Origin of the sequence: Streptomyces albus subsp. albus (assembly GCF_000725885.1) — a bacterium.
Lineage (GTDB): Bacteria > Actinomycetota > Actinomycetes > Streptomycetales > Streptomycetaceae > Streptomyces > Streptomyces albus.
Genome location: NZ_JODR01000002.1, coordinates 133,033 through 155,562, shown reverse-complemented (window position 1 = coordinate 155,562; position 22,530 = coordinate 133,033). Strand labels below are relative to the sequence as shown.

The window sequence follows — 22,530 nt, the reverse complement described above, 5'->3', positions numbered from 1 at the left end:
CCGGGTACGGAGCCTCCGGCCGGTGCCGTGCCGACAAGCGGCGCGGCACCGGCCGGTGTCATGCGAACGTACGTACCCGACCGTTGTCATTTCGTGCGTCCTGACCGTGCCCGCCGTGTGATGCGGCGCGTTAGCGTCGGGCGATGGCTGGAGCACTGGTGACGACATACCGCACGGTGATCGGCCTGGGAGGCGGACCACTCCTGCCCGCCGTCTCGTTCCTGGGACGGCTGCCGACGGCCATGTGCCAGCTCGGCTCGCTGCTGCTGGTGGCACGCACCAGCGGCAGCCTTGCCACCGCCGGACTGGTCGGCGGCGCGTTGGCGGCGGGACAGACGGTGGGGGGACCCGTGGTCGGGCGACTGGCCGACCGGCTCGGACAGCGGCCGGTCGTGCTGGTCGCCGCCCTCCTCAACGCCTGCGCGGTCACCGCCCTCGTCGTCGCCGCGCTGGGACGGGCACCCACCGTGCTGCTTGCCGCCCTCGGCGTCGCCACCGGGCTGAGCGTCCCCCAGGTGGGACCGCTGGCCCGCACCCGTACGGTCGCCCTCGCCCGCCGCGCCGGGTCCGGTGACCGTACCGTCTCGGCGGCCCTCTCCCTGGAAGGAACCCTGGACGAGATCTCCTTCGTCCTGGGTCCCGCACTCGTCGGGGTCGCCGCCACCGTCGCCCACCCGGCCGCCGCGCTCGCGCTCGCCGCCGGGCTCCTCGTCGTGTGCGGCACCGCCTTCGCGCTGCACCCCACGGCCCGCGCGGTCGCACCCGACCGCGCCCCGCACCGGCCGGCGGCGGCACCGCGCGGAAGAGCGCGCCGGCGGGCGGAGCCGCACCGCCGGCGCGGCACCGTCCACGCCCTCAGAGCGTCCGCCGCGCTGCAGGGCGCCATGTTCGGGGCCTGCCAGGCCGGGATCACCGCGCTGACGGAGGAACTGGGCGCCCCCGGACAGTCCGGCCTCGTCTACGCCGCGATGGGTGTGATGAGCGCCGTCGTGGGCCTGGCCATGGCCTCCGTACCGTCCTCGGTGACCCTCACCGCACGCTGGCGCGCCGCCACCTGCGCCGCGCTCCTGCTGGCCCTGCCGCTGCTGGTGGTGCACAGCCTGGTGTGGCTGTACGTGGTCGTCGTGGTGCTCGGCAGCGCCTACGCCCCGCACCTGATCACCCTGTTCGCCCTCACCGAACGGGTCGTGCCCGCCTCCCGGCTGGGCGAGTCGATGGCGTTCATGACCAGCGGCATCATCGGCGGCCAGGCCCTCGCCCTGATGGCCTCCGGCCCGGTGGCCGAGGCACGGGGGCCAGGTGCCGCGTTCGCCGTCGCGGTGGGCACCGCCGCGGCGGCCTGTGCCCTGTCGTGGGTGCTCCGCCCGGAGCGGGAACGCCCCGCGAGCGCCGGCCGCACCCCGGCGGCGGAGGCCACCGCCGGCACACCGTAGGCACGAGGACGCGAGGCGGGCGGCGCGCGGGCACTGCCGGTGCCAAGTGCGGGCAGGGCGCCCGCTGTTCCGTCCCCCGGCGCGCACCGTCGCGGTCCAGGGGACGCGTCCCGCCCGCAGGGGGCGCCCGACGCCGGAGCCACGCTGTGGCCCCGCTGCGCGCGCCCGCACGGGCAAGGACCGCGCCGCGCGGTGACCGTACGGTGAACGGTGTGGTGAATCGTGCGGTCGGCCGTGCGGCGGACGCCCTCCCGCGGGGCGGCCTTTGCGCCCGGCTGTTTCCGCCCGTGCCCGGACCGGATTGCCACCGGGGTTCCGGGTGCGGCACCCGGGCTCCCGCAGTAGTCTTCCTTGATCGAACAGCGGGGGTCGGACCGGGGTGCGGAAGGCGGTGCGCAGTTGGGCGCGGGAGGGTTTGAACTCCCCCCAGGCGACGGCGGTGAGGGGCCGGACGGCAGCGGTGCTGCCTCCCGGGCCGGCCAGGCGGACGATCCGCCGGGCGGGCCGGGCGAGGGGGCACCACCCAGACGGGATCTGGGGGAGAACGGGCTCCAGCCGGGCGCGGTTCCGCTGGCCCGCCCCATGGAGATCGGCGCCGACGTGGAGTGGGACGAGGACGACTGGGCCGAGGTCCGCACCAGGGCGCAGCGCGCCGGCCGCGCCTACGTCTGGCTGAATCTGGTCGAGCAGCGGATGCGGGCGGTCGTCTCCGCCGTGCTGCGGCCCATCTACGAGCCGGTGCACGGCGAGGAGTGGGTGATCGCCGCCGCGGGGCCGGCCGGTCAGGAGTGGGTGCAGCGCGCCGTCGCCGTGCGCGAGGTCAGCCGCCGCAAGGGCTATCTGCTCGACCCGGCCGACGACACCCTCATCTCGTTCCTGACGCTCCCGCAGCTGCGGGAGCTGATGGTGCAGCACTGGCCCTGCTTCGAGCCGTACTTCCAGGACCGCCGCGAGGTGGAACTGGCGCTGGACGAACTGGAGGTGGCGCGCAGCGCGGTGGCCCGCAACCGCGCCCTGTCCGAGACGGTGCTCTCGCAGGCCGAGCGGATGTGCCGCCGGCTGCTGGAACTGCTGGGGGCCGCACCGGAAGGCGCCGCCGCAGCCGACCGGATGCCGGTGGACGCCGTCGAGGAACTGGTGGGGGACCGGTTCGCGGACGTGGTCGGCGTCCACCCCGACCGGGTACGGCTGCAACGGCATTTGCCCGCGGAGGACCTGTTCGGCGGCGCGCGGCGGCTGGACGCCATCGGCATCGGGCTCAATCTGCTGGTGCAGAACTACAGCGGGCGGCGGCTGGTGCGGCTCGCCGAGACGGGCTGCCGGGTGCGGCTGCTGTTCATGAACCCGGCCAGCAGCGCGCTGCGCCGCCGGGAGCGGGAACTCGGCCTCAAGAAGGGCGAGCTGGCCCGCTCGGTGGAGACGAACATCCTGCACATGCGGCGGGTGCGCTCCCGGCTGCGGGACCCGGCGGCCTTCGAGATCCACGTCTTCGACGAGACACCGCGCTTCACCGCCTACATGGTCGACGGGGACGGAGCGGACGGGCTGGCCGTGATCCAGTCGTACCTGCGGCACTCGCGCGGCATGGAGACGCCCGTACTGGTGCTGCGCGGCGCCGGGCGGCGGGTCCGTCCGCAGGGCGAGGACACCGAGGCGGCGCTCTTCCCGCTCTACCGGGAGGAGTTCGACCACTTCTGGGCGGACTCCCGCCCCGTGTCGTGACCGGGCCGCGGCGGGCGCGGCAGACCGTGGCCGCCGCGGCACATACGGTGTACGGCATGACGAGGTACGCCGCGCTGCTGCGAGGGATCAACGTCGGCGGGCAGAACAAGGTGCCCATGGCCGAGCTGCGCAAGGTGATGACCGGACTCGGGTGGGGCGATGTGCGCACCTACCTCCAGAGCGGCAACGCCGTCCTCACCACCGACGACCCGCACCCGGGGCCCGTGCTGGAGCGCGCCCTGGCCGAGCACTTCGGTGTGCGGGTGCCGGTCCTGGTGCGGACGGCGGAGGAACTGCGGGCGGTGGCCGCCGCCTGCCCGCTGCCCGTGGCCGAGCTGGACCCGGCCAAGGTGCTGGTGCTCTTCATCGAGGAGGAGCCCGCGGAAGACCATTTCGCGGGGCTGGACGCACAGCTGTGGGCGCCGGACACCTTCCGGCACATCGGGCGGGCCGTCTACTGCCACTTCCCCCACGGGATGGGACGCAGCCGGCTCCCGGCGGCACTGGAGCGGGTGCGGCCGGCCCTGACGATGACGGGCCGCAACTGGCGCACGGTGCAGCGGCTCATCGAGCTGACGAGCTAGCACTGCAAGGGCCTGCGGGGCGTCGGTCGGGCGGATCGGTCGTCGGTTCGCTCATGGGGGGACTGTCCGATGCCCGGTCATGGGTGGGTGACGGCGTCGGCGTGGACCAGCGGGCCGCTTCTGCCATTGCGCTGACGGCGGAGGCCGCTCGCCGCTCGCCGCCCGCGGGCTCGCGGCGGTGGGCGCGGTCATCGGCTCCCTCCCGGCAGGGCCGTCCCCTGCCGGCGCCGTCCCGGCAGGCGCCGCGCCTGCCGGCGTCGCCCTCTGTGGGCCGTCAGTGGCCGAGGTGGAGCCCGATGTGCTCCGCGATCTCGTTCCCGGACCGCTCCGGTTCGCCGGACCGCAGGGCGTCGAGCAGGGACCGGTGCTGGTCGACGACACTGCGAGGGCTCTCGTGGTGCGGGGCGTCACGGAGGAAATAGGCCCGCACCCTTGGCTGGATGGTGCGCCAGATCCGCAGTGACTGCGTCTGCCCGGCGGCGGCGATCACGGCCTCGTGGAACGCCACGTCGAGATCGGCGAGCGCCTTGGCGTCCAACGGGTCGGCGGCGGCCGACTCCATCTGCCGCACCAGCCCGTCGAGCGTCCCGAACAGTTCCTGGTCGGCGGCCTCGGCCGCGGCGCGGAAAGCCGCCTTCTCGATCACCAGCCGGATCGGGACCAGAATCTCCTCGATCTCCCGCTGCGTGACCTCGGCGACGACGGCCCCCCGATACGAGTGGGTGACGACCAGTCCCTCCTGCTCCAGAACCATGATCGCTTCGCGGACCGGGCCCCGGCTGATGCCGTAGTGCATCGAGATGTCCCGCTCGACCAGTCTCTCCCCCGCGGTGAGTTCGCCGTGGGCGATGCGGTCGCGCAGATTGCGCAGGATCCAGTCGCGCCGGGACTCGGGCGGTGATGTGGGCGATGCCGCCATCGTGCAGGACTCCTTCGATCGGCTACGCCAGGTTACCAGATGGCCGATGGTTGACCATCTACCATTTGCTCGTCTACCTTCGGCGTCCTGGGCCGCGTCGGCCCACAGAGAGGCGGGGCCATGGAGCTGACGAAGGCGGCAAACCCAGCGAACCCAGCGAACCCGGAGAAGCCGGAGAAGCCGGCGACGCCGTCCGGGCGTACGGACGGCGGCCGGGGCGTGCCGGGCAGGGTCACGACGGCTGCGGTGCTGGGCACCGTGCTGGAGTGGTATGACTTCGCGATCTACGCGTCGATGGCGGCCGTGATCGGGCGGCTGTTCTTCCCCTCGAACGACCCTACCGTCTCGCTGCTGGTGACGTTCGCGTCGTACGCGGTCGGGTTCGTGTGCCGGCCGCTGGGCGCGATCGTCCTGGGGCGGCTGGGCGACCGGGCCGGACGCCGCAGCATGCTCGCGGTCACGATGGTCACTGTCGGCGTCGCGAGCGTGCTCATCGGGCTGCTGCCCACCCACGCCTCGGTCGGGGCGCTCGCTCCCGCCCTGCTCGTGGCGCTGCGGATGGTCCAGGGCCTGGCGGCGGGCGCGGAGTGGACGGGTGGCGCGACGTTCCTGATCGAGTACGCCCGCACCGGCCGCCGCGGGCTCTACTCCGGGGTGGTGCAGGCGTCGACCGTGGCGGGTTTCCTGCTGGGGACGGGCGTCGCCATGGCGGTCGTGCGGTTCATGTCCGAGGCCACCGTGGACAGTTGGGGCTGGCGGGTCCCGTTCCTGCTCGGCGGCGTCGTCGCGGCGGTCGGACTGTTCGTCCGCCTGAAGCTGGACGAGTCCCCGGCGTACCGCGAGCTGCGCGCGGCCCGGAAGGCGGAGCATCGGCACGGGACGGGGACCGAGGGGGCCCATCCCGGGCGCGACGGGGGCGGGGAGAGAGGCGGTGTCGGGGACGACAGTGCGCAGACGCGGCGGGGCTGGCTGCTCGTGCTCGGCATCGTCTTCGGCGTGACCCTCTACGGGTACACCGCGACCAGCTTCCCGGCCTTCCTCGACGCGGTCGGCGCGCTCTCACTGGCGGACGCCCTGACGACCAACGCCGTAGCCCTGCTGATCGAGGTGCCGCTCATCGTCGCGGCGGGTGCGCTCTCCGACCGCCTCGGGCGCAAAAGACTGATGGGCGGTGCGCTGGCGCTCTATGCCGTGGCGACCTGTCCCGTCTTCCTGCTCGCCACGAACGGCACGCTCGCCGGTGCGCTGATCGGGCAGATCGTTTTCGTCGTCCTGTTCGCCGCCGTCTCGGGGCCGATGGCGGCGCTGTTCGTCGAGCTGTTCCCCACCCGTGTCCGCTCGACGGCGTTCTCCAGTTCGTACAACGTCGGCGCCGCCGTCTTCGGCGGCACGGCGCCCTTCGTGAACACCTACCTCGCGACCGCCACCGGCATCGCCGTCGCCCCCGCGCTCTACCTGGTCCTCGGGGCGCTGGTCTCGCTGGCCTTCCTCAGCCGGGTGCGCGACCGTCACAAGGAGGAACTGCGCTGATGTCCGCGCCCGAACCGCAGACCCCTGCCTCCCGCGTCACGGCCCTGCCCGCCGGCGCACCCGCCACGTCGGCCGCACCCGCCACGCCGGCCGCATCCGCCAGTGCCGTCTCCCACGCAGTCGACGTGCTGCTCTCCGGCGGCCAGGTCGTCGACGGCACCGGCGCCCCCGCCCGCCGGGCCGACATCGCGGTGCGGGACGGCCGCATCGTCGCCGTCGGCTCGGATCTGCGGTGCGAAGCCGCGCGGCACCTGGACGTGACGGGGCTGACGGTCACGCCCGGCTTCATCGACCCGCACAGCCACAGCGACTGGTCCGTGCTGGGCAACCGGGACGCCCAGAGCACCGTCCGCCAGGGCGTCACCACCGAGGTCGTCGGGAACTGCGGGGTGACCTACGCGCCCCTGGGCGACGCGGGCGCCGAGGAGGCCCGCCGCGCCTTGCGCGCCTTCGGGTACGAAGGGCCGGTCTCCTGGCGGACGTTCCCCGAACTGCTCGACGTCGTGCACTGGCAGGACGGCGGCACGGCGCAGAATCTCGCCTGGCTCGTCGGGCACACGGCCCTGCGCGACGCCGCCGGCGTACGGGGCGGGTCGGCAGGCGACGACGGCATCGCGCGGATGGCCTTCCTGCTCGAAGAGGCCATGGACGCGGGCGCGCTGGGGATGTCCAGCGGCCTCGAATACGGCTCGGGGCGGGACGCGCCCACCGGTGAACTCGCCGATGTCGCCGCCGTCCTGACGCGGTACGACGGCATCTACGCCAGCCATATCCGCAACCGGGACGCACATCTGCTCGACGCCGTGGAGGAGTTCCTCACCGTCGCCCGGCGGGGCGGGCTGCGCGCCCAGCTCTCCCATCTGAACGTCCGCCACGACACGGGGGCGCCGGACGGCGCCTGGCACGACGCGGTCGGGCGGCTCGCCGCCGAGCGGGAGGCCGGGCTGGACGTGCTGGCCGACATGACACCGTATCCGCACGGGATAGGGCTGGCCACCGGACTGCTGCCCGCCTGGCTGCTGGCCGACGGTCCCGCGCACGCCGCGCGCCGGCTGGGCGAGCCGGGTGTGCGGCGGCGGCTGCGCCGGGACTGCGACCGCTACTGGCGGTTCGTGCACAAGGGCCAGTGGGACAGGGTCGCCTTGGCGACCAGCCCCGCGACGCCCGAGCTGGAGGGCCTGCCGTTCCCCGAGATCGCCGAGCTCCGCGGACAGGACTGCTGGGACGCGTTCTTCGACGTACTGCGCGCCGCGGGGCCGGACATGCCGGCCGTGCAGCTGATGGGGCGGCTGTTCACGCCCGAGCATGTCGCAGAGGCGGTCGCCCATCCGCTGTTCTGCCTCGGCGTCGACGGCTTCACCAGCCGCACCGAGGGCCCGCTCGCGGCGCGCACCCGCCATCCGCTGTTCTTCACCGGGCACCTCCACTACCTCGCCCACCACGTGCTGCGCGCCGGGACCCTCGGCCTGGAGGAGGCGGTGCGCAAGATGACCTCGATGGTCGCCGACCGCTTCCGGCTGTCCGGGCGGGGGCGCATCGCGCCCGGACAGCACGCCGATCTGGCCGTGCTCGACCTCGCGGCCCTGGCCGCGCAGGACACCTTCGCCTTCACCGGCATATATCCGGCCGGGGTGCCGCATGTGCTGGTCAACGGCGCGCTGGTCGTGCACCGCGGCCGGCATCTCGGGACCCGCGCCGGCCGCTTCCTGGCCGGGAGCTGACCCACCCCGTCGGCACCACCCGTCATGAAAGGACACCATGAAGATCGTTGATGTCAGGGCCACCGGACTGCGCGGCGCGACTCCGGAGGGCGGCTGGCAGGAAGAGCTGACGCAGGACGACGTCGTGCACACCCTCGTCGCCGTCCACACGGAGGACGGACGCGTGGGCATCGGCAGCGTCTTCACCAGCGAACGCCTGGTGCGCGGCGCGCTGGAGGTGCTGAGCCCGCTGCTGATAGGGGCGAACGCACTCGAACCGGAGCGCACCAGCGAGCGGCTGCACCGCGCCACCTTCTGGCTGGGGCGCGGCGGTTCGGTCACGCACACGATCAGCGGCGTCGACACCGCGCTGTGGGACCTCCTCGGCAAGGCGACGGGGCAGCCCGTCGGGCGCCTCCTGGGCGGCAGGTACCGCGACCGGGTGCGCCCGTACGCCTCCTTGCTGATGGACCGGCCCGAGCCGCTGCGGGACCAGTTGCTCGGGCTGCGCGAGGCAGGCTGGCGGGCGTTCAAGATCGGGTGGGGTCCGTTCGGCCGCCACGACTCGGGCCTGGACGAGCGCATCGTCGCCGCTGCGCGCGAGGCCGTCGGCCCGGAGGCGGAGCTGATGGTCGACGCGGGCGCCAGCGACAGCGCATGGCGTCAGGGGTACAAGTGGGCGCTGCGCACCGCGCGCATGCTGGACGATTACGGTGTCGCCTGGTTCGAGGAGCCGCTGCCACCGGACGCGCTGGAGGACTACGCACAGCTGCGCAGGCTCGCGCCGGTGGCCATCTCCGGCGGCGAGGTCCTCACCCGCCGGCAGGCGTTCCAGCCCTGGGTCGAGGCCGGTGCGCTCGACATCGTGCAGCCCGACGTCACCAAGGCCGGCGGCATCAGCGAACTGCGGCGCATCGGCTGGGCCGCACACGACCACGGCATCAAGCTCGTGCCGCACGGCTGGAACACCGCGGTCGGGCTCGCGGCCGACCTCCAGCTCGCCTCGGCGCTGCCCGACACCGACCTTGTCGAGTACGTCACCGGCTCGCCCTATGTCGACGGCCTCACCGCGCGTCCGTGGCGGCTCGACGAGGACGGCATGCTCAGCATTCCGGAGGAGCCCGGCCTGGGGATCGAGCTGGATCCGGACAAGCTCGACCGCTACGCCGACGCCGGCCACCTCCTCGCCACCGTGTGAGACCGGAGGATTCGATGACCGATTCAGCATCTCCCTCCGCGCTCCTGGTCACGGGCGCGGGCTCAGGGATCGGGGCCGCCGCCGCGCTCGCCGCCGCACGGGACGGCTGGTTCGTCCATGTGACCGACACCGACGGGGACGCCATGGCCGCGACGCTCGACGCCGTGCACGCGCTCGGCGGATCCGGCGCCGGTCACGTCCTGGACGTCACCGACACCGCAGCGGTCGAGCGGGCCTTCGCCGCCGTGCGGCAGGGGCCGGGCCCGCTGCGCGGCCTCTTCACCGCGGCGGGCATCGACCGCGGCGGCCCCGCGCACGAGTTGGAGGCGGCCCAGTGGCGGCGAGTGCTGGAGGTCAACACGACGGGGACCTTCCTGGTGGTCCAGCAGGCGCTGGCGGAGATGATGCGGGGCGGCGGCGGAAGCATCGTGCTGTGCGGCTCCCCTGCCGCGCAGGTCGGCTTCGCCGCGGGCGGCGCGACCGCGTACGGCGCGTCCAAGGGCGCGATCAGCTCGATGACGCGCACGCTCGCCGTCGACTACGCGCGCCACGGAATCCGGGTGAACGCCGTGGTCCCGGGCCCGACCGAGACGCCCCTCATGTGGGCCGGGGTGCCCGCGGAGGAGGTCGACCGGATGCGGGAACAGGTGGCGCGCGAGGTCCCGCTCGGCCGGATGGCGCGGCCCGAGGAGATCGCCGCCTCGGTCCTGTGGCTGCTGTCCGACGGGTCCTCGTACACCACCGGTTCGCTGATCGGCTGCGACGGCGGGGTACTGGCGAAGTCCTCGATCAGCGTCTGAACCCCGCTGCCGGAAGGCGGGACTCCCGCCCTCCGGACTCCCGCCGGTGACGTTCACGGGGCCGAGGCCGACCGCTCCGGCCGGAGGCAGGGGCGCGTGCCCTGGCCGGCGGGCGGATACGGCAGCGACGGGCCCTCCGTCGTCACCGCACCTGGCCGACTGCGGAGCGGTACCCCGGCCCGAGGTGTCCGGCCGCGTGAGCGGAGCGCGCGCAGGGCCGGTGATCGCCTCGGAGTCCGGCGACGGGCGCGCACTCCGTGCCGTCCGTGCCGTGAGGAGCATGCCGTCGACCATGGAGGGTCAGGCGCGCCGACTGCATGACGACTTCCGGGTCGCGAGCCGCACCACGCAGGGGAGACAGCGGTGACCTCGGTTCCCGTTCGCCGTATCCGCCGCCGACCGCCGAAGAGTCGTACCCGCCGCCGGCCTCCGGAGATCCGAGAGGTGGGTTTCCGCAGCCCCCGGACATGACCGGGAGCCGTCACGCGCTGGATGGACGGGACCGGGGGAGTGGGGCGGGCGGGACCTCAGCGGGAGGTTCCCGGTCCGGCCCGGGCAAGTGTGAGCCTGGGCAGGGCATAGCCGACCAGGGGGCCGATGGTGGCCATGAACACGACGGTCCCGGGGCCGACCGTGCCGCCCAGCAGCCAGCCTGCCGCCAGCACCGACACCTCCACGAGCGTCCGGCCGACAGCGAGCGGGAGGCCTAGGCGCGCCAGGCCGGTCATCAATCCGTCCCGGGGGCCCGGGCCCCAGCCGACACCGACGTAGAGGCCCGTCGCCAGCGCGATTCCCAGCACACCGGCGAGCAGATACAGCACACGCACCGGCAGCGCGTGCGGGACGGGCAACGCCCACAGTGCCAGGTCGAGGAGCGGCCCGACGAGCAGCGCGTTGGCGACGGTGCCGGCTCCGGGCCGTTGCCGCAGCGGCACCCACAGGGCGAAGACGGCCACCGAGACCCCGAGCAGGACCGCGCCCGGGCTCCACCCCGTCCTGCGGGCGATGCCCTGCGTGAAGACGGTCCACGGGTCGGCGCCGAGGTCCGCCTTGAGCAGCAGTGCCATGCACGCTCCGTACAGCACCAGGCCCGCGGAAAGGCGCAGGCAGCGGGTGAGGAGAAGCGGCGAGGAGCGCGTCACCGCGCGGGCTCCGAGGCGTCGATCAGGGCTGCCGCCGCGCGAGCCGCGTCGGCCGCCGCCTGCGGGGCCGCTTCCGGGCCGTGCACCACGACGCGTCCGGCGACACCGTCGATGAGCAGGAGCAGTTGTGAGGCGAGCTCCTGCGGGGAGCCGCATCCGGCCTCGGTGCACAGGCGGCTCAGGAAGGTGAGCAGCCAGGTCTTCTCCTCCTGGACCGGGGTGCGGATCGTCATGTCGGTCTGCGGGGCCTCGACTGCGGCGTTGAGGAACGCGCAGCCGCGCCGTCCCCGTTCGGCGTACCAGTCCTGGAGCCAGCGGAAGACCGTCAGCGGGCGGTGCCGGGGGTCGTCCTCACGGGCCGCCCATTCCTCCAGTTCCGCCTTGCGGGTGGCGTGCCGGTGGCGGAGTCCGGCGGCGACGACGGCCGACTTGGTCGGGAAGTGGGCGTAGAGCGTCGGCTTCGACACTCCTGCCGCCTCCACGACGGCGTCCACGCTGGTGGAGGCGATGCCGTGCTCGTAGAAGACGGTGTCGGCCGCCTCGGTCAGCAGTTGTTTGGCGCGTCCTCGGCTGCTCATGTACTTAACTTACTGGTTAGGCAAGGAGTGCGCCAGACGTTCGGCAGCCGGGCGGCTCATGGGCGGGGTGTGCGGCGCGGGCGCGCGGGGGCGTCGCCGCCCGGAGGGCGGGTCAGGCGTCGCTGTTCTGTGCCGCGTCGGTTCCGCGTGTCCTGAGCGCGGCGGTCACGAACGAGGCGACCAGGGGCCTGCGGTCCTGCTCGGGCCAGGCGAGCACCAGGCTGCTGGGCGGCGCGTCGGTCACCGGGACGCAGGTCAGGCCCGGCGGGACGGGCTCGACCAGGGAGCGGGGCAGCACCCCGATTGTCCGGCCCACCGTGATCATCTGGAGCATCTGGACCACGTCGGCGACCTCGGGGCCGGTGCCGTCACCGCCGGGCACCCCCTTCCAGCGGGGCAGCGTCTCGCCCTCCAGATCGGCCATGCGCACCGAAGGGCGCCCGGCCAGCCGGTGTCCGGCCGGGACGACGGCCACGCGGTCCTCGGTGTGCAGGGTCTCGTGGGCCAGGCCGTCGAGGTCGTCGAACGGCACGTAGAGCAGTCCCACATCGGCGCGGCCGTCGCGGAGGAAGTCGGTGCGGTCGGCCGGGCCGCTGAACAGGATGTCCACCTGGCGGGCGTCGGGCTGCTGGGAGTACTGGGCCAGGAGCCCGGAGAGCAGTCCGGCGTCGCCGCCCGGTTTGAGTACGAGCCGCAGGCGGGCCCGGGCGTCACCGGCGTGCCGGGCGTGCCGGACGGCGGCGCTCACCGCGTTGAGCGCGTGCCGGCCGTGTTCCTGCAACGCCTTTCCGGCCGGGGTGAGTTCGACGTGTCTGCTGGAGCGGATGAAGAGCGGGACACCGAGCCGGCTCTCGATCCGCCGGACGGCCTTCGACAGCGCCGGCTGGGCGATGGAGAGCCGGACGGCGGCCCGCCCGAAGTGCAGTTCGTCGGCGAGGGCGAGGAAGTACTCCAGCTCGCGGGTCTCCAGTTCACTCATGCCTGTAGGTTATCGCCGAATAGCGAATCGATCTTGGACGCGGGCGCTGTGCCGGGCCGAGAATGGCTGCATGATTCAGCACACGATGATTGTTTCCTTCGACCAGCCGCTGCCCGACGCCGAGCTGGACCAGTACCTCGCGGATATCGAACGGGTCATGCTCGACTCCGGCGCCGTGCAGTCGGTCGCCACCCGTCGTCACCTTCCCGTCCCCGGTGAGGACGCCATTCCGGCTCTGATCGCGACCGCGATCGTGCAGCTGTCCGTCGCCGACATGGACGCCCTCGCGAAGGCGTTCGGCGCGCCGGGCGTGCACGAGGTGATCGGCCGCTGGCAGTCCCGGCACCCGTACAAGGTCGCCTGGGCCAACCACGAGGCGCTGGCATGAGCGGCGCGCCCCGCAAGGCGGTGCTGGTCACCGGGGCGGGCAGCGGGATCGGCCGCGCCGCGGCGCTCGAGTTCGCCCGCAGTGGCGCGGCGGTGGCCGTGCTCGACATCGACGCGGACGCGGCGGCCGGGACGGCGAAGGCCATCGGCGAGGAGGGCGGGGAGGCGCTGGCCGTCACCGTCGACATCGCCGACGAACAGTCCGTGCGGGCGGCGGTCGCCCGTACGGTGGCCGCGTTCGGGGGTCTCGACGCCGCGGTGAACAGCGCCGGCCTCGCCTCGCAGGGCCGCAGGCTCGACGAGATGACCTCGGACGAGTTCGAGCGTGTGGTCCGCGTCAATCTGACCGGCACGTTCTTGTCCATGAAGTACGAGCTGCCCGCGCTGCGCGAACGCGGGGGCGGCGCGATCGTGAACATCGCCTCCAACGGCGGTCTGTACGCGATTCCGTCCGCCCCCGCCTACGTGGCCGCCAAGCACGGCATCGTCGGCCTCACCAAGGTCGCCGCGGTCGACCACGCGCCGGAGGGCATCCGGGTCAATGCCGTCTGCCCCGGCCCCACCCGTACCCCCGGGTACGAGGAGGTGGCGGCGGGCACCGACCTGGCCGTGCGGCAGGCGGCGGCCACCCCCCTCGGCCGGCTGGCCACGCCTCGGGAGGCCGCCGCTGCGGCGGTGTGGCTCTGCTCGGACGCCGCTTCCTTCGTCACCGGGATCGCGATGTCGGTCGACGGCGGGCGGCGGGCATGAGGCTCGTCGCGGTCGAGGAGCACATGGCGACCGAGGAGTTCCTGCGCGCCGCGCACGGGCTGGAGGTGGTGCCGGGAGACGAGACCGAGACGGCGTTGATGCGTGCCGTGGAAACGTCTCCCGGCCCCCGGGCCCGGCTCACGGACCTCGACGCCCGGCTGCGGGAGATGGACGCGCTCGGGCTGGACACGGCGGTGCTCAGCCTCAATCCGCCCGGCGTCCAGCCCTATGCGGCGGCCGACGCGGTGCCGCTGGCCCGGGAGTTCAACGACGCGCTGGCCGCGGTCGTGCGCCGGTATCCGGGCCGGTTCGGCGGACTGGCCACCGTGGCCCCGCAGGACCCGGCCGCCGCGGCGGAGGAGACCGAGCGGGCCGTGGGGTCTCTCGGACTCGCCGGCATCATGATCAACTCACATACGGGCGGACGGTACCTGGACGAGCCGCAGTTCGCGCCGCTGCTTCAGGCAGCCGAGGCGGCGCGGGCACCGGTCTACCTCCACCCACGGGCACCGAGCATGTTCGCCGCCTACCGCGACCACGGGCTCTCCGGGGCGATCTGGGGCTATCAGGCCGAGGCCGGGCTGCACGCCATGCGGCTCATCCTCAGCGGCACGCTGGACCGTCATCCGGAGCTGACCGTCGTCCTCGGGCACCTCGGCGAACGAATCCCGTACTGGCTGCGCCGGATCGACAACCGGTACGCGTTCGCGAGGCGGACGGCCGGGGCGGCCACTCCGATGCCGAGGCTGTCGCTGACGCCGAGTGAGTACTTCCGCCGCAACTTCGTCATCACCACGAGCGGCATCGACGATCCCGATGTGCTCGGGCTGGCGCTGCGGGCGGTCGGCGAGGACAGTGTCATGTTCGCGATCGACTATCCGTACGAGGACCCGGCGACCGCCGTGGCCTTCCTGCGGGACGCGCCGCTGACCGATGTGCAGCGGACGGCGATCGGCCACCGCACGGCCGAGCGCGTCTTCGGCATCGCCCCGGGAAATCGGTCCCCTTCGTGAGCCGTTGCGGGGGCGGCGTGCACCGTCCCGTCACATCCGTCACAGGCGTTGCAAACATCACAACAGCCTCCACAGCTTGAGTCGCGGGGTGAAGATCCGACAGGGTCACATCAACCGACGGCGGCCCGGCCGGCCGGCCGGACCGCCGTCCCCGCAGACACGAGAAGAGGCTTCCTCGTCCATGGCAACCCACGTGGCCCGGAACACGAAGCGCCGCACAACCCTCGCGATCGGCGCGGCGGTCGCCCTCGCCGGCGGCGCGACGCTCCTCACCCTCCCCGCGGGCGCGGCGCCCGCCGAGGGCACCGTCATCGGTGCGGGTTCCCCCGACGCCGTCAAGGGCAGCTACATCGTGCTGCTCAAGCCGCACAGCACCGGAGTGCGGGCCGAGCGGATACGCGACGCCGGCGCCGGCCTGGCCCGGGAGTACGGCGGAAAGGTGGGCCGCACCTTCGACTCGGCCGTCAACGGCTTCCAGACCACCGGCATGACCGCCCAGGAGGCGCGGCGCCTGGCCGCCGACGACCGGGTCGCCGAGGTCCACCAGAACCAGCGGCTGCACATCACCGGCACCGCCACCCAGTACAAGCCGCTGTCCTGGGGGCTGGACCGCATCGACCAGAAGACGCCCTCCCTGGACAAGAAGTTCGCCTATCCCTCGACGGCCGGGGCGGGCGTGACCGTGTACGTCCTCGACACCGGCGTGCGCATCAGCCACAAGGACTTCGGCGGCCGGGCCTCCTACGGCTACGACGCCGTCGACAAGGACAAGACCGCCCAGGACGGCAACGGCCACGGCACCCACGTCGCCGGCACCGTCGCGGGCACCCGGTGCGGTGTGGCCAAGAAGGCGAAGGTCGTCGCCGTGCGGGTGCTGGACAACGAGGGCTCGGGCACCACCGCGACCGCCGTCGCCGGTATCGACTGGGTGACCAAGCACCACAAGGGCCCCTCGGTGGCCAACATGAGCCTCGGCGGAGGGAAGGACTCCGCACTGGACGCCGCCGTCCGGCGCTCCATCGCCTCCGGCGTCACCTACACCGTGGCCGCGGGCAACGAGGGCGCCGACGCCCTCAGCTCGTCCCCGGCCCGGGTGTCCACCGCGCTGACGGTGGCCGCCTCCGACCGCGAGGACGGGCAGGCCTACTTCTCCAACTACGGCAAGGGCGTGGACCTTTACGCGCCGGGTGTCGACATCGTCTCCGCGAGCCACCGGGGCAACAGCGGGACGGCCACCATGTCCGGCACCTCCATGGCGTCCCCGCACGTGGCCGGAGCCGCGGCCGTCTACCTCTCCGGCCACAAGAAGGCGACCCCGGCGCAGGTCGCCGCCGCCCTCACCAAGCACGCCACGACCGAAGCGATCACCAATCCGACCAAGGGCACCCCCAACAAGCTGCTGCGCATGGTCGAGTGACACCCGTTCGTGCTCAATCGTGCGCGGGATTTGTGCGTAGCCCGCGTTTTCCGGGTAAGCGCAACACCAGGCCCGCCGTGCCTTCCCCCCACGGGGCACGGCGGGCCTTCACCTTCCCCGCACGGTGGCCCGGCTCACACGGGCTTAACAAACCGGCCGTTGACGCCCCCGGCGACCGGCTGGCAAGCTCACAGCCGTGAGCCAGTACAGGAATCTCGTAGCGCGCCTGCACGTCGATCTGCGACGGCACGCCAGCGCCCTGTGTGCCCCCGTCTGCGCCTGACGCGCACCCTCAGCTCACCCTTTCCCGCGCCGCGCCCGGCCACGGCCCCGCCCGTGCCGTAGCCCTTCGCGTGCTCCGCCTCGGCGGGAGCCGCCGGCCGCGCGGCGATCCGACCCGGAAGCGCCCGGGACACCCCGTACCGCAGCGCGCATGACCTGACGCATGTGCCGCACCGGTCCGGGCCGTTCCGTGTTCCGCGCGCTCCGGCCGTGCAACGGAAGGCACCCGTGCGTCCACCCGAGCGTCCCCCGCACCTGCGCAGACGGGAGTTCCTCGCCTACACCGCGCTGACCGGCCTCGCCGCCACCGCCGCCACCGGCTGCGGCCGGGCCTCCGGCCGGGGAGTCCCCGCCGACACCCTCCGCTACCAGGGCTGGGCCGGGACCGTCACCCCGGCCGAGCTCGCCGAGGATCTCGGCCACCTCGACGGCCTCACCCTGCGCTGGGTCGGCAACACGACCAGCGGCCCGCAGGACATCCAGGCGGCAGCCGCCGGCGACACCGACTTCGGCGGCGCGTTCAACGGCGCCGTCGTCAAGATGGCCGCGGCCAAGGCCCCGGTGCGGGCCGTCATCAGCTACTACGGCGTCGACGAGGAGCGCTACAACGGCTTCTACGTCCTCGAAGACAGCCCGATCCGCACCGCCCGCGACCTGATCGGGCGGAGAGTCGCCATGAACACCCTCGGCGCCCACGCCGAGGCGATGCTCGACACCTACCTGGAGCGGGCCGGCCTCGACCCCGCGCAGGCCGCACAGGTCGAACGCATCGCACTGCCGCCCGTCAACACCGAGCAGGCGCTGCGCAAGGGCCACATCGACGTGGCCGTCCTCGGCGACATCCTGCGGGACAAGGCGCGGGAACGCGGCGGCATCCGCGCCCTGTTCGACGACCACCGTCTGCTCGGCACCTTCAGCGCCGGCACCTATGTGATGGCCGACCGCTATCTGGACCGCTACCCCGAACAGGCCCGCGCCTTCGTGACCGGCGTCGGCAGGGCACTGGACTGGTCGCGGCGCACCCCGCGTGACGAGGTCGTCGCCCGGATGGTGCGCATCGTGCGGCGCCGCGACCGCAGCGAGGACCTCGACCCCCTGCGCTACTGGCGCTCCTACGGCGTGGCCCGGGCAGGCGGTCGCATCGCGCCCGGCGAACTGTCCCTGTGGGCGCGCTGGCTGCAACGGCGCGGCGACATCAAGGCCGACCGCGTCCACCTGCCCGACATCTACACCAACGCCTTCAACCACAGCCCCGCCCCCGCCCGCCACCGCTCCGGGAGCCGACCATGACCAGCAAGATCCGCTTCGAGCACGTCGGAAAGACCTTTCCACTGCGGGCCACCGCCCGCGGCACCGCCGGCACCTTCACCGCACTCGAGGACATCGACCTGGACATCGCCGACGGGGAGTTCAGCGTCCTGGTCGGCCCCAGCGGCTGCGGCAAGTCCACCCTGTTGGACCTGCTCGGCGGGCTCACCCGGCCCAGCTCGGGCCGCGTCCTGCTCGACGGGAAGCCCGTCACCGGCCCCGGCCGCGACCGGTCCACCGTCTTCCAGCAGTACGCCCTGCTCCCGTGGCGCACCGCGCGCGGCAACGTCGAGTTCGGTCTGGAGGCCGGCGGGGTGCCACGCCGGGAACGCGCCGAACGGGCCGCCGCCTACCTCTCCCTCGTCGGACTCGACGGCTTCGCCGACCGCCACCCGCACGAGCTGTCCGGCGGTATGCGCCAGCGCGTCGCCATCGCCCGCAGCCTCGCCTACGACCCCGATGTGCTGCTCATGGACGAACCCTTCGCCGCGCTCGACGCACAGACCCGCGAATCCCTCCAGGACGAACTGCTGCGGATCTGGCAGCGCACCGGCAAGACCGTCGTCTTCATCACCCACAGCATCGACGAGGCCGTCCTGCTCGGGCAGCGCGTCACCGTCCTCACCTCCCGGCCCGGCCGCGTCAAGGAACAGCTCCGCATCGACCTGGGCGACCGCACCCGCGCCGAGGACCCGCGCTCCACCCCCGAGTTCGCCGCCTTCCGGCACCGCGTGTGGGAACTGCTCCACGACGAGGTGCACCGCGCCCAGGAACTCGAACGGGCCGCCGCCGCGCACCCGACGGTGGCCGCATGAGCGCCCTCCTCACCCCCGGCACCCACCGCACCACCCGGCACGGCGCGTCCGCACCCGAGGGCACCGGCACCCCGCACACCGGACCCGGGCCGTCCCGTCCCGCCCGGGGCCGCCGGCTCCTGATCCTGGCCCGCACCGCGCTCACCCGTACGGCGGTCCTCGTGCTGCTGGTCGCGCTGTGGGAGACCGCGCCGCGCCTCGGCCTCGCCGACCGGGTGTTCCTGCCTCCCTTCAGCGAGGTCGCCGCCGCCTGGTGGGAACTGCTCGCCGACGGCCAGCTGGTGGACGACGCGCGTGCCAGTCTGGTGCGCTCCTTGAGCGGATTCGGGCTCGCCGTGGCGCTCGCCGTACCGCTGGGACTGCTCATCGGCTGGTACAAACCGGTCGCCGACCTGCTCGGGCCCGCGCTGGAGGTCTTCCGCAACACGGCGGCGCTGGCACTGCTGCCGGTCTTCGTGCTGCTGCTGGGCATCGGCGAGACCTCGAAGGTCTCCATCGTCCTGTACGCCTGCACCTGGCCGATCCTGCTCAACACCATCAGCGCCGTCCGCACCGTCGATCCCACGCTGCTGAAACTGGCCCGCAGCGTGGGCCTGCCGCCCTGGCGGCTGTTCACCAAGGTGATCCTGCCCGCCTCCGTGCCGGCCGTCTTCACCGGCATCCGGCTGGCCGGGGCCGTCGCCATCCTGGTGCTCGTCGCCGCCGAGATGGTCGGCGCCAAGGCCGGTCTGGGCTTCCTGATCAACAACTCCCAGTACAACTTCGCCATCCCGCAGATGTACGCCGGCATCCTCACCGTCTCCGCGCTCGGCGTCTGCTTCAACCAGTTCCTCGTCGCCCTCGAACGCCGCTTCACGTCGTGGCGCACCACCCGGTGACCCGGCGAGCCCGGCAACTCCACGCGCCCCAACCCCGGAAGGAACCCGACATGACCAGCTTCGACATCCGCCGCATCGGTGGCCGCATCGGCGCTCAGATCCTCGGCGTCGACCTGTCCGAAGACCTCGACGACCGGCTCGTCGGCGAACTGAACACCGCGCTCCTCGCACACAAGGCGCTCTTCTTCCGCGACCAGACACTCGACGACTCCGGCCAGCTGCGGTTCGCCGCCCGCTTCGGGGAGCTGACCACCGCGCACCCCACCGTGCCCTCCGTCGAAGGACAGCCGCACATCCTGCCCGTGGACGGCGAGGAGGGGGTCCGCGCCAACCGCTGGCACACCGACGTGACCTTCGTGCGCACCCCGCCCAAGGCCAGCACCCTGCGCGCCCTCGTCGTCCCCCCGTACGGCGGCAACACCCTCATCGCCAACACCGCCGCCGCCTACACCGACCTGCCCGGGCCGCTGCGCGAGTTCGCCGACCGGCTGTGGGCCGTGCACACCAACGACCACGACTACGCGGAGCCGAGGAACCGGGCCGCCGCCGAACGCCGCGCGGTCTTCACCTCCCGCCGCTGGCGCACCGCACACCCCGTGGTGCGGGTGCACCCCGAAAGCGGCGAACGCGGCCTGTTCATCGGCGGTTTCGCGCAGCACCTCCTCGGGTTCGGCGCCGACGAGTCCCGTGACCTGCTGCGCGTCCTCCAGTCCTACGTCACCCGCCCCGAGAACACCGTCCGCTGGACCTGGGCGCCCGGCGACCTCGTCCTGTTCGACAACCGCATCACCCAGCACTACGCCCCCGACGACTACGGCGACCTGCCCCGCCGGCTGCACCGCGTCACCGTCGCCGGTGACGTACCCGTCGGGGCGGACGGCGGACGCAGCAGGGTCCTCGAAGGCGACGAGGCCGCCCACTACACCCCCGCGGCGGTGGCCTGATGAGCACGGGAACCGCCGCCCTGCGCCTCGTGAGGCTGCCGGTGGCCGCCGGAGCGGCCGGCGAGGGCGTGCACGTCGACCGGGAGCGGCGCACCGTCCACGTCGACGGCACCGAACTCGACGTCACCTACCTGGAGTTCGAGCTGCTCGCCCACTTCGTGGAACGCCCGCACCGGGTGCACACCCGCGAACAGCTCGTCGCCCGGGTGTGGGGCTACGGGCAGCACGTCGGTGACGGACGGACCGTGGACGTCCACGTCGCCCGTCTGCGCCGCAAGCTCGGCCCCCGCCACCGCAGCCGCATCGTGACGGTACGCCGCGTCGGCTACAAGTACGTCCCCTGACGCCCCGGCCCGGCCCCCTTGCCACCCGGCGGGGGGCCGCCTTCCACCAAGGAACTCCATGGCACACGTCCTCACCCTCGCGGGCAGCCCCGCCCGCCCGAGCCGCACCGAACAACTGCTCCACCACGTGGGCCACCGGCTCAGCCGCGGACAGGGAAACGAAGCGGGGCACGGCACCGGTCACCGGATACGGCACCTGGCCGTCCGCGACCTCCCGGCGGAGGCGCTGCTCGCCGCCGACCACGGCCACCCCGCGATCCGCCGGGCGGTGGCCTCCGTCGCCGACGCCGACGCCCTCGTCATCGGCTCACCCGTCTACAAGGCGGCCTACAGCGGCCTGCTGAAGGTCTTCCTCGACGTACTGCCGCGCACGGCCCTGCGCGGCAAACCCGTGCTGCCGCTGCTCACCGGCGGCAGCCCGGCCCATGTGCTGGCCCTCGACTACGCCCTGCGGCCCGTGCTGACCGCGCTGGGCGGCGACACCGTGCTGCGCGGCTGGTTCGTCCTCGACCGGCACATCACCACCGGCCCCGCACCCGAAGCCGAGATCCGGCTCGCCGCCGAGGCCGAGCCGGGCCTCGCCCAGGCGGTCGGCGAACTGGCCGACGCACTCACCGCGCGGCACAGCGCCGGCATCCCCCTGACCGCCGGATCGCCCGCCGCGTGAAAGGAGACCCGCCCATGTCCCCGACCTTCCACTGGTTCCTGCCCACCAGCGGCGACAGCCGCCACGTCGTCGGCGGCGGCCACGGCAGCCCCCTGGGCACGGCCGGCACCGACCGTCCGCCCACACTCGGCTATCTGACACAGATCGCCCGCGCCGCCGAACAACTCGGCTTCACCGGGGTGCTGACGCCCACCGGCGCCCAGTGCGAGGACGCCTGGCTGACCACCGCCATGCTCAGCCGGCACACCGAACGGCTGAAGTTCCTGGTCGCCTTCCGTCCCGGGCTCCTCACCCCCACCCTCGGCGCCCAGATGGCCGCCACCTACCAGTGGCACACCGGCGGCCGGCTGCTGCTCAACGTCGTCACCGGCGGTGAGAGCCGGGAGCAGCGGGCCTACGGCGACTTCCTCGACAAGGACGCCCGCTACGCCCGCACCGACGAGTTCCTGCACATCGTGCGGGATCTGTGGGACGGGAAGACCGTCACCGCCGAGGGCGAGCACCTGCGGGTGTCCGGCGCCCGGCTGAACCGGCTTCCGCAACCGGTGCCGCCCGTCTACTTCGGCGGCTCCTCACCCGCCGCCCTCCGCGTCGCGGCCCGCCGCGCCGACACCTACCTCACCTGGGGCGAGCCGCCCGCACAGGTCGCGGAGAAGATCGCGAGGGTGCGGGCGCTCGCCGCCGGGGAGGGCCGCCGGCTGCGGTTCGGCGTCCGCCTGCACACCATCACGCGGGACACCTCGGCGCAGGCGTGGGCCGAGGCCCGCAGACTGCTGGACGGCTTCACCCCGCAGGCGGTCGCCGAGGCCCAGCGCGGCCTGCGCGGCAGCGAGTCGGAGGGGCAGCGCCGGATGCTGGACCTGCACGGGGGCAGCCGCGACGGCCTGGAGATCCACCCCGGACTGTGGGCGGGCATCGGACTGGTGCGCGGCGGCGCGGGCACGGCCCTGGTCGGCAGCCACGAGGAGGTCGCCGGGCTGATCGGCGAATACCGCGAGGCAGGCGTCGAGGAGTTCGTCCTGTCCGGCTACCCGCACCTGGAGGAGGCGTACTGGTTCGGCGAGAACGTACTGCCCCTCGTCCGGGACCGCTCGGCGGCGGACGGTTCCCGCGGCACGGTGCCGGTCCCGGCCTGAGCCG

Annotated in this window: 23 protein-coding genes; 19 read left to right on the top strand and 4 right to left on the bottom strand. The window is 73.4% G+C overall.

Annotation, left to right across the window (positions count from 1 at the left end; all coding sequences use genetic code 11):
- The first annotated feature begins 143 nt into the window (after window positions 1-143).
- From IO40_RS0102590 to IO40_RS0102580, 3 genes are all read left to right on the top strand, one after another.
- A complete protein-coding gene (locus IO40_RS0102590) occupies window positions 144-1,433 on the top strand; it encodes an MFS transporter (RefSeq protein ID WP_031174780.1) in 1,290 nt (429 codons plus the stop codon).
- 399 nt (window positions 1,434-1,832) lie between these two features.
- Entirely contained in the window at window positions 1,833-3,155 is a 1,323-nt protein-coding gene (locus IO40_RS0102585) for an SAV2148 family HEPN domain-containing protein (protein WP_078565806.1), read from the top strand.
- A gap of 56 nt (window positions 3,156-3,211) precedes the next feature.
- A complete protein-coding gene (locus IO40_RS0102580) occupies window positions 3,212-3,739 on the top strand; it encodes a DUF1697 domain-containing protein (protein ID WP_030405788.1) in 528 nt (175 codons plus the stop codon).
- A gap of 274 nt (window positions 3,740-4,013) precedes the next feature.
- Here IO40_RS0102580 and IO40_RS0102575 read toward each other — a convergent pair whose 3' ends face one another.
- Window positions 4,014-4,658: a GntR family transcriptional regulator gene (locus IO40_RS0102575; protein WP_031174779.1), complete on the bottom strand. Its 645-nt coding sequence runs from the start codon at window positions 4,656-4,658 to the stop codon at window positions 4,014-4,016.
- Between the two features lie 120 nt (window positions 4,659-4,778).
- Between IO40_RS0102575 and IO40_RS0102570 the strand changes: the two genes are divergently transcribed.
- The 4 genes from IO40_RS0102570 to IO40_RS0102555 are packed head-to-tail and all read left to right on the top strand — an operon-like array spanning window position 4,779 to window position 9,886.
- Entirely contained in the window at window positions 4,779-6,188 is a 1,410-nt protein-coding gene (locus IO40_RS0102570) for an MFS transporter (RefSeq protein WP_199813899.1), read from the top strand.
- Window positions 6,188-7,909 carry an N-acyl-D-amino-acid deacylase family protein gene (locus IO40_RS0102565; protein ID WP_078659689.1) on the top strand — a complete coding sequence of 574 codons (1,722 nt, stop codon included), beginning with the start codon at window positions 6,188-6,190 and terminating at the stop codon, window positions 7,907-7,909. Before IO40_RS0102570 ends, IO40_RS0102565 begins: the two co-directional genes overlap by 1 nt.
- A gap of 37 nt (window positions 7,910-7,946) precedes the next feature.
- Window positions 7,947-9,086: a mandelate racemase/muconate lactonizing enzyme family protein gene (locus IO40_RS0102560; protein ID WP_031174776.1), complete on the top strand. Its 1,140-nt coding sequence runs from the start codon at window positions 7,947-7,949 to the stop codon at window positions 9,084-9,086.
- A 14-nt stretch (window positions 9,087-9,100) separates the two neighbouring features.
- Complete coding sequence (locus IO40_RS0102555; protein ID WP_031174775.1) at window positions 9,101-9,886, top strand: SDR family NAD(P)-dependent oxidoreductase; 786 nt, start codon at window positions 9,101-9,103, stop codon at window positions 9,884-9,886.
- 527 nt (window positions 9,887-10,413) lie between these two features.
- Here the strand turns inward: IO40_RS0102555 and IO40_RS0102545 are convergent.
- The 3 genes from IO40_RS0102545 to IO40_RS0102535 form a co-directional block, all read right to left on the bottom strand.
- Complete coding sequence (locus IO40_RS0102545; protein ID WP_016470523.1) at window positions 10,414-10,953, bottom strand: YczE/YyaS/YitT family protein; 540 nt, start codon at window positions 10,951-10,953, stop codon at window positions 10,414-10,416.
- 71 nt (window positions 10,954-11,024) lie between these two features.
- A complete protein-coding gene (locus IO40_RS0102540; protein ID WP_031174774.1) occupies window positions 11,025-11,606 on the bottom strand; it encodes a TetR/AcrR family transcriptional regulator in 582 nt (193 codons plus the stop codon).
- A 112-nt stretch (window positions 11,607-11,718) separates the two neighbouring features.
- The gene (locus tag IO40_RS0102535) at window positions 11,719-12,585 is read right to left on the bottom strand and encodes a LysR family transcriptional regulator (RefSeq protein ID WP_016470525.1); all 867 of its coding nucleotides are present in this window, start codon (window positions 12,583-12,585) and stop codon (window positions 11,719-11,721) included.
- Between the two features lie 70 nt (window positions 12,586-12,655).
- On the opposite strand from IO40_RS0102535, the gene IO40_RS0102530 reads away from it, so the two are divergent.
- The 12 genes from IO40_RS0102530 (at window position 12,656) to IO40_RS0102480 (ending at window position 22,526) form a co-directional block, all read left to right on the top strand.
- A complete protein-coding gene (locus tag IO40_RS0102530) occupies window positions 12,656-12,973 on the top strand; it encodes a hypothetical protein (protein WP_016470526.1) in 318 nt (105 codons plus the stop codon).
- Window positions 12,970-13,722, top strand: a complete 753-nt coding sequence (locus IO40_RS0102525; protein WP_016470527.1) for an SDR family NAD(P)-dependent oxidoreductase — start codon at window positions 12,970-12,972, stop codon at window positions 13,720-13,722. Before IO40_RS0102530 ends, IO40_RS0102525 begins: the two co-directional genes overlap by 4 nt.
- Window positions 13,719-14,735 (top strand): amidohydrolase family protein, encoded by a 1,017-nt coding sequence (locus IO40_RS0102520; RefSeq protein ID WP_031174773.1) that lies wholly within the window; start codon window positions 13,719-13,721, stop codon window positions 14,733-14,735. Before IO40_RS0102525 ends, IO40_RS0102520 begins: the two co-directional genes overlap by 4 nt.
- Window positions 14,736-14,916: 181 nt before the next feature.
- Window positions 14,917-16,152, top strand: coding sequence for a S8 family peptidase (locus IO40_RS0102515; protein ID WP_016470529.1), 1,236 nt, complete (start codon window positions 14,917-14,919; stop codon window positions 16,150-16,152).
- Window positions 16,153-16,348: 196 nt separating this feature from the next.
- Window positions 16,349-16,435: a putative leader peptide gene (locus IO40_RS39735; RefSeq protein ID WP_359503262.1), complete on the top strand. Its 87-nt coding sequence runs from the start codon at window positions 16,349-16,351 to the stop codon at window positions 16,433-16,435.
- 227 nt (window positions 16,436-16,662) lie between these two features.
- Window positions 16,663-17,724, top strand: a complete 1,062-nt coding sequence (locus IO40_RS0102510) for an ABC transporter substrate-binding protein (protein WP_031174772.1) — start codon at window positions 16,663-16,665, stop codon at window positions 17,722-17,724.
- Window positions 17,721-18,557, top strand: a complete 837-nt coding sequence (locus tag IO40_RS0102505; protein WP_016470531.1) for an ABC transporter ATP-binding protein — start codon at window positions 17,721-17,723, stop codon at window positions 18,555-18,557. The genes IO40_RS0102510 and IO40_RS0102505 overlap by 4 nt, the downstream gene beginning before the upstream one ends.
- On the top strand, window positions 18,554-19,435 hold the full coding sequence (locus IO40_RS0102500; RefSeq protein WP_031174771.1) for an ABC transporter permease: 882 nt from the start codon (window positions 18,554-18,556) through the stop codon (window positions 19,433-19,435). Before IO40_RS0102505 ends, IO40_RS0102500 begins: the two co-directional genes overlap by 4 nt.
- A gap of 50 nt (window positions 19,436-19,485) precedes the next feature.
- The gene (locus tag IO40_RS0102495; RefSeq protein WP_031174770.1) at window positions 19,486-20,379 is read left to right on the top strand and encodes a TauD/TfdA dioxygenase family protein; all 894 of its coding nucleotides are present in this window, start codon (window positions 19,486-19,488) and stop codon (window positions 20,377-20,379) included.
- Complete coding sequence (locus IO40_RS38470) at window positions 20,379-20,723, top strand: winged helix-turn-helix domain-containing protein (protein ID WP_016470534.1); 345 nt, start codon at window positions 20,379-20,381, stop codon at window positions 20,721-20,723. Before IO40_RS0102495 ends, IO40_RS38470 begins: the two co-directional genes overlap by 1 nt.
- Before the next feature lie 58 nt (window positions 20,724-20,781).
- The gene (ssuE, locus tag IO40_RS0102485) at window positions 20,782-21,390 is read left to right on the top strand and encodes an NADPH-dependent FMN reductase (RefSeq protein ID WP_016470535.1); all 609 of its coding nucleotides are present in this window, start codon (window positions 20,782-20,784) and stop codon (window positions 21,388-21,390) included.
- Between the two features lie 14 nt (window positions 21,391-21,404).
- The gene (locus IO40_RS0102480) at window positions 21,405-22,526 is read left to right on the top strand and encodes an LLM class flavin-dependent oxidoreductase (RefSeq protein ID WP_016470536.1); all 1,122 of its coding nucleotides are present in this window, start codon (window positions 21,405-21,407) and stop codon (window positions 22,524-22,526) included.
- The last annotated feature ends 4 nt before the right edge of the window (window positions 22,527-22,530 follow it).

Bases quoted from the DNA above. Each gene is read 5' to 3' on its own strand.
- IO40_RS0102590 (WP_031174780.1), top strand. From the start codon at position 144: ATGGCTGGAGCACTGGTGACGACATACCGCACGGTGATCGGCCTGGGA.
- IO40_RS0102580 (WP_030405788.1), top strand. From the start codon at position 3,212: ATGACGAGGTACGCCGCGCTGCTGCGAGGGATCAACGTCGGCGGGCAG.
- IO40_RS0102575 (WP_031174779.1), bottom strand. From the start codon at position 4,658: ATGGCGGCATCGCCCACATCACCGCCCGAGTCCCGGCGCGACTGGATC.
- IO40_RS0102570 (WP_199813899.1), top strand. From the start codon at position 4,779: ATGGAGCTGACGAAGGCGGCAAACCCAGCGAACCCAGCGAACCCGGAG.
- IO40_RS0102565 (WP_078659689.1), top strand. From the start codon at position 6,188: ATGTCCGCGCCCGAACCGCAGACCCCTGCCTCCCGCGTCACGGCCCTG.
- IO40_RS0102560 (WP_031174776.1), top strand. From the start codon at position 7,947: ATGAAGATCGTTGATGTCAGGGCCACCGGACTGCGCGGCGCGACTCCG.
- IO40_RS0102555 (WP_031174775.1), top strand. From the start codon at position 9,101: ATGACCGATTCAGCATCTCCCTCCGCGCTCCTGGTCACGGGCGCGGGC.
- IO40_RS0102545 (WP_016470523.1), bottom strand. From the start codon at position 10,953: ATGGCACTGCTGCTCAAGGCGGACCTCGGCGCCGACCCGTGGACCGTC.
- IO40_RS0102540 (WP_031174774.1), bottom strand. From the start codon at position 11,606: ATGAGCAGCCGAGGACGCGCCAAACAACTGCTGACCGAGGCGGCCGAC.
- IO40_RS0102535 (WP_016470525.1), bottom strand. From the start codon at position 12,585: ATGAGTGAACTGGAGACCCGCGAGCTGGAGTACTTCCTCGCCCTCGCC.
- IO40_RS0102530 (WP_016470526.1), top strand. From the start codon at position 12,656: ATGATTCAGCACACGATGATTGTTTCCTTCGACCAGCCGCTGCCCGAC.
- IO40_RS0102525 (WP_016470527.1), top strand. From the start codon at position 12,970: ATGAGCGGCGCGCCCCGCAAGGCGGTGCTGGTCACCGGGGCGGGCAGC.
- IO40_RS0102520 (WP_031174773.1), top strand. From the start codon at position 13,719: ATGAGGCTCGTCGCGGTCGAGGAGCACATGGCGACCGAGGAGTTCCTG.
- IO40_RS0102515 (WP_016470529.1), top strand. From the start codon at position 14,917: ATGGCAACCCACGTGGCCCGGAACACGAAGCGCCGCACAACCCTCGCG.
- IO40_RS0102505 (WP_016470531.1), top strand. From the start codon at position 17,721: ATGACCAGCAAGATCCGCTTCGAGCACGTCGGAAAGACCTTTCCACTG.
- IO40_RS0102500 (WP_031174771.1), top strand. From the start codon at position 18,554: ATGAGCGCCCTCCTCACCCCCGGCACCCACCGCACCACCCGGCACGGC.
- IO40_RS0102495 (WP_031174770.1), top strand. From the start codon at position 19,486: ATGACCAGCTTCGACATCCGCCGCATCGGTGGCCGCATCGGCGCTCAG.
- IO40_RS38470 (WP_016470534.1), top strand. From the start codon at position 20,379: ATGAGCACGGGAACCGCCGCCCTGCGCCTCGTGAGGCTGCCGGTGGCC.
- ssuE (WP_016470535.1), top strand. From the start codon at position 20,782: ATGGCACACGTCCTCACCCTCGCGGGCAGCCCCGCCCGCCCGAGCCGC.
- IO40_RS0102480 (WP_016470536.1), top strand. From the start codon at position 21,405: ATGTCCCCGACCTTCCACTGGTTCCTGCCCACCAGCGGCGACAGCCGC.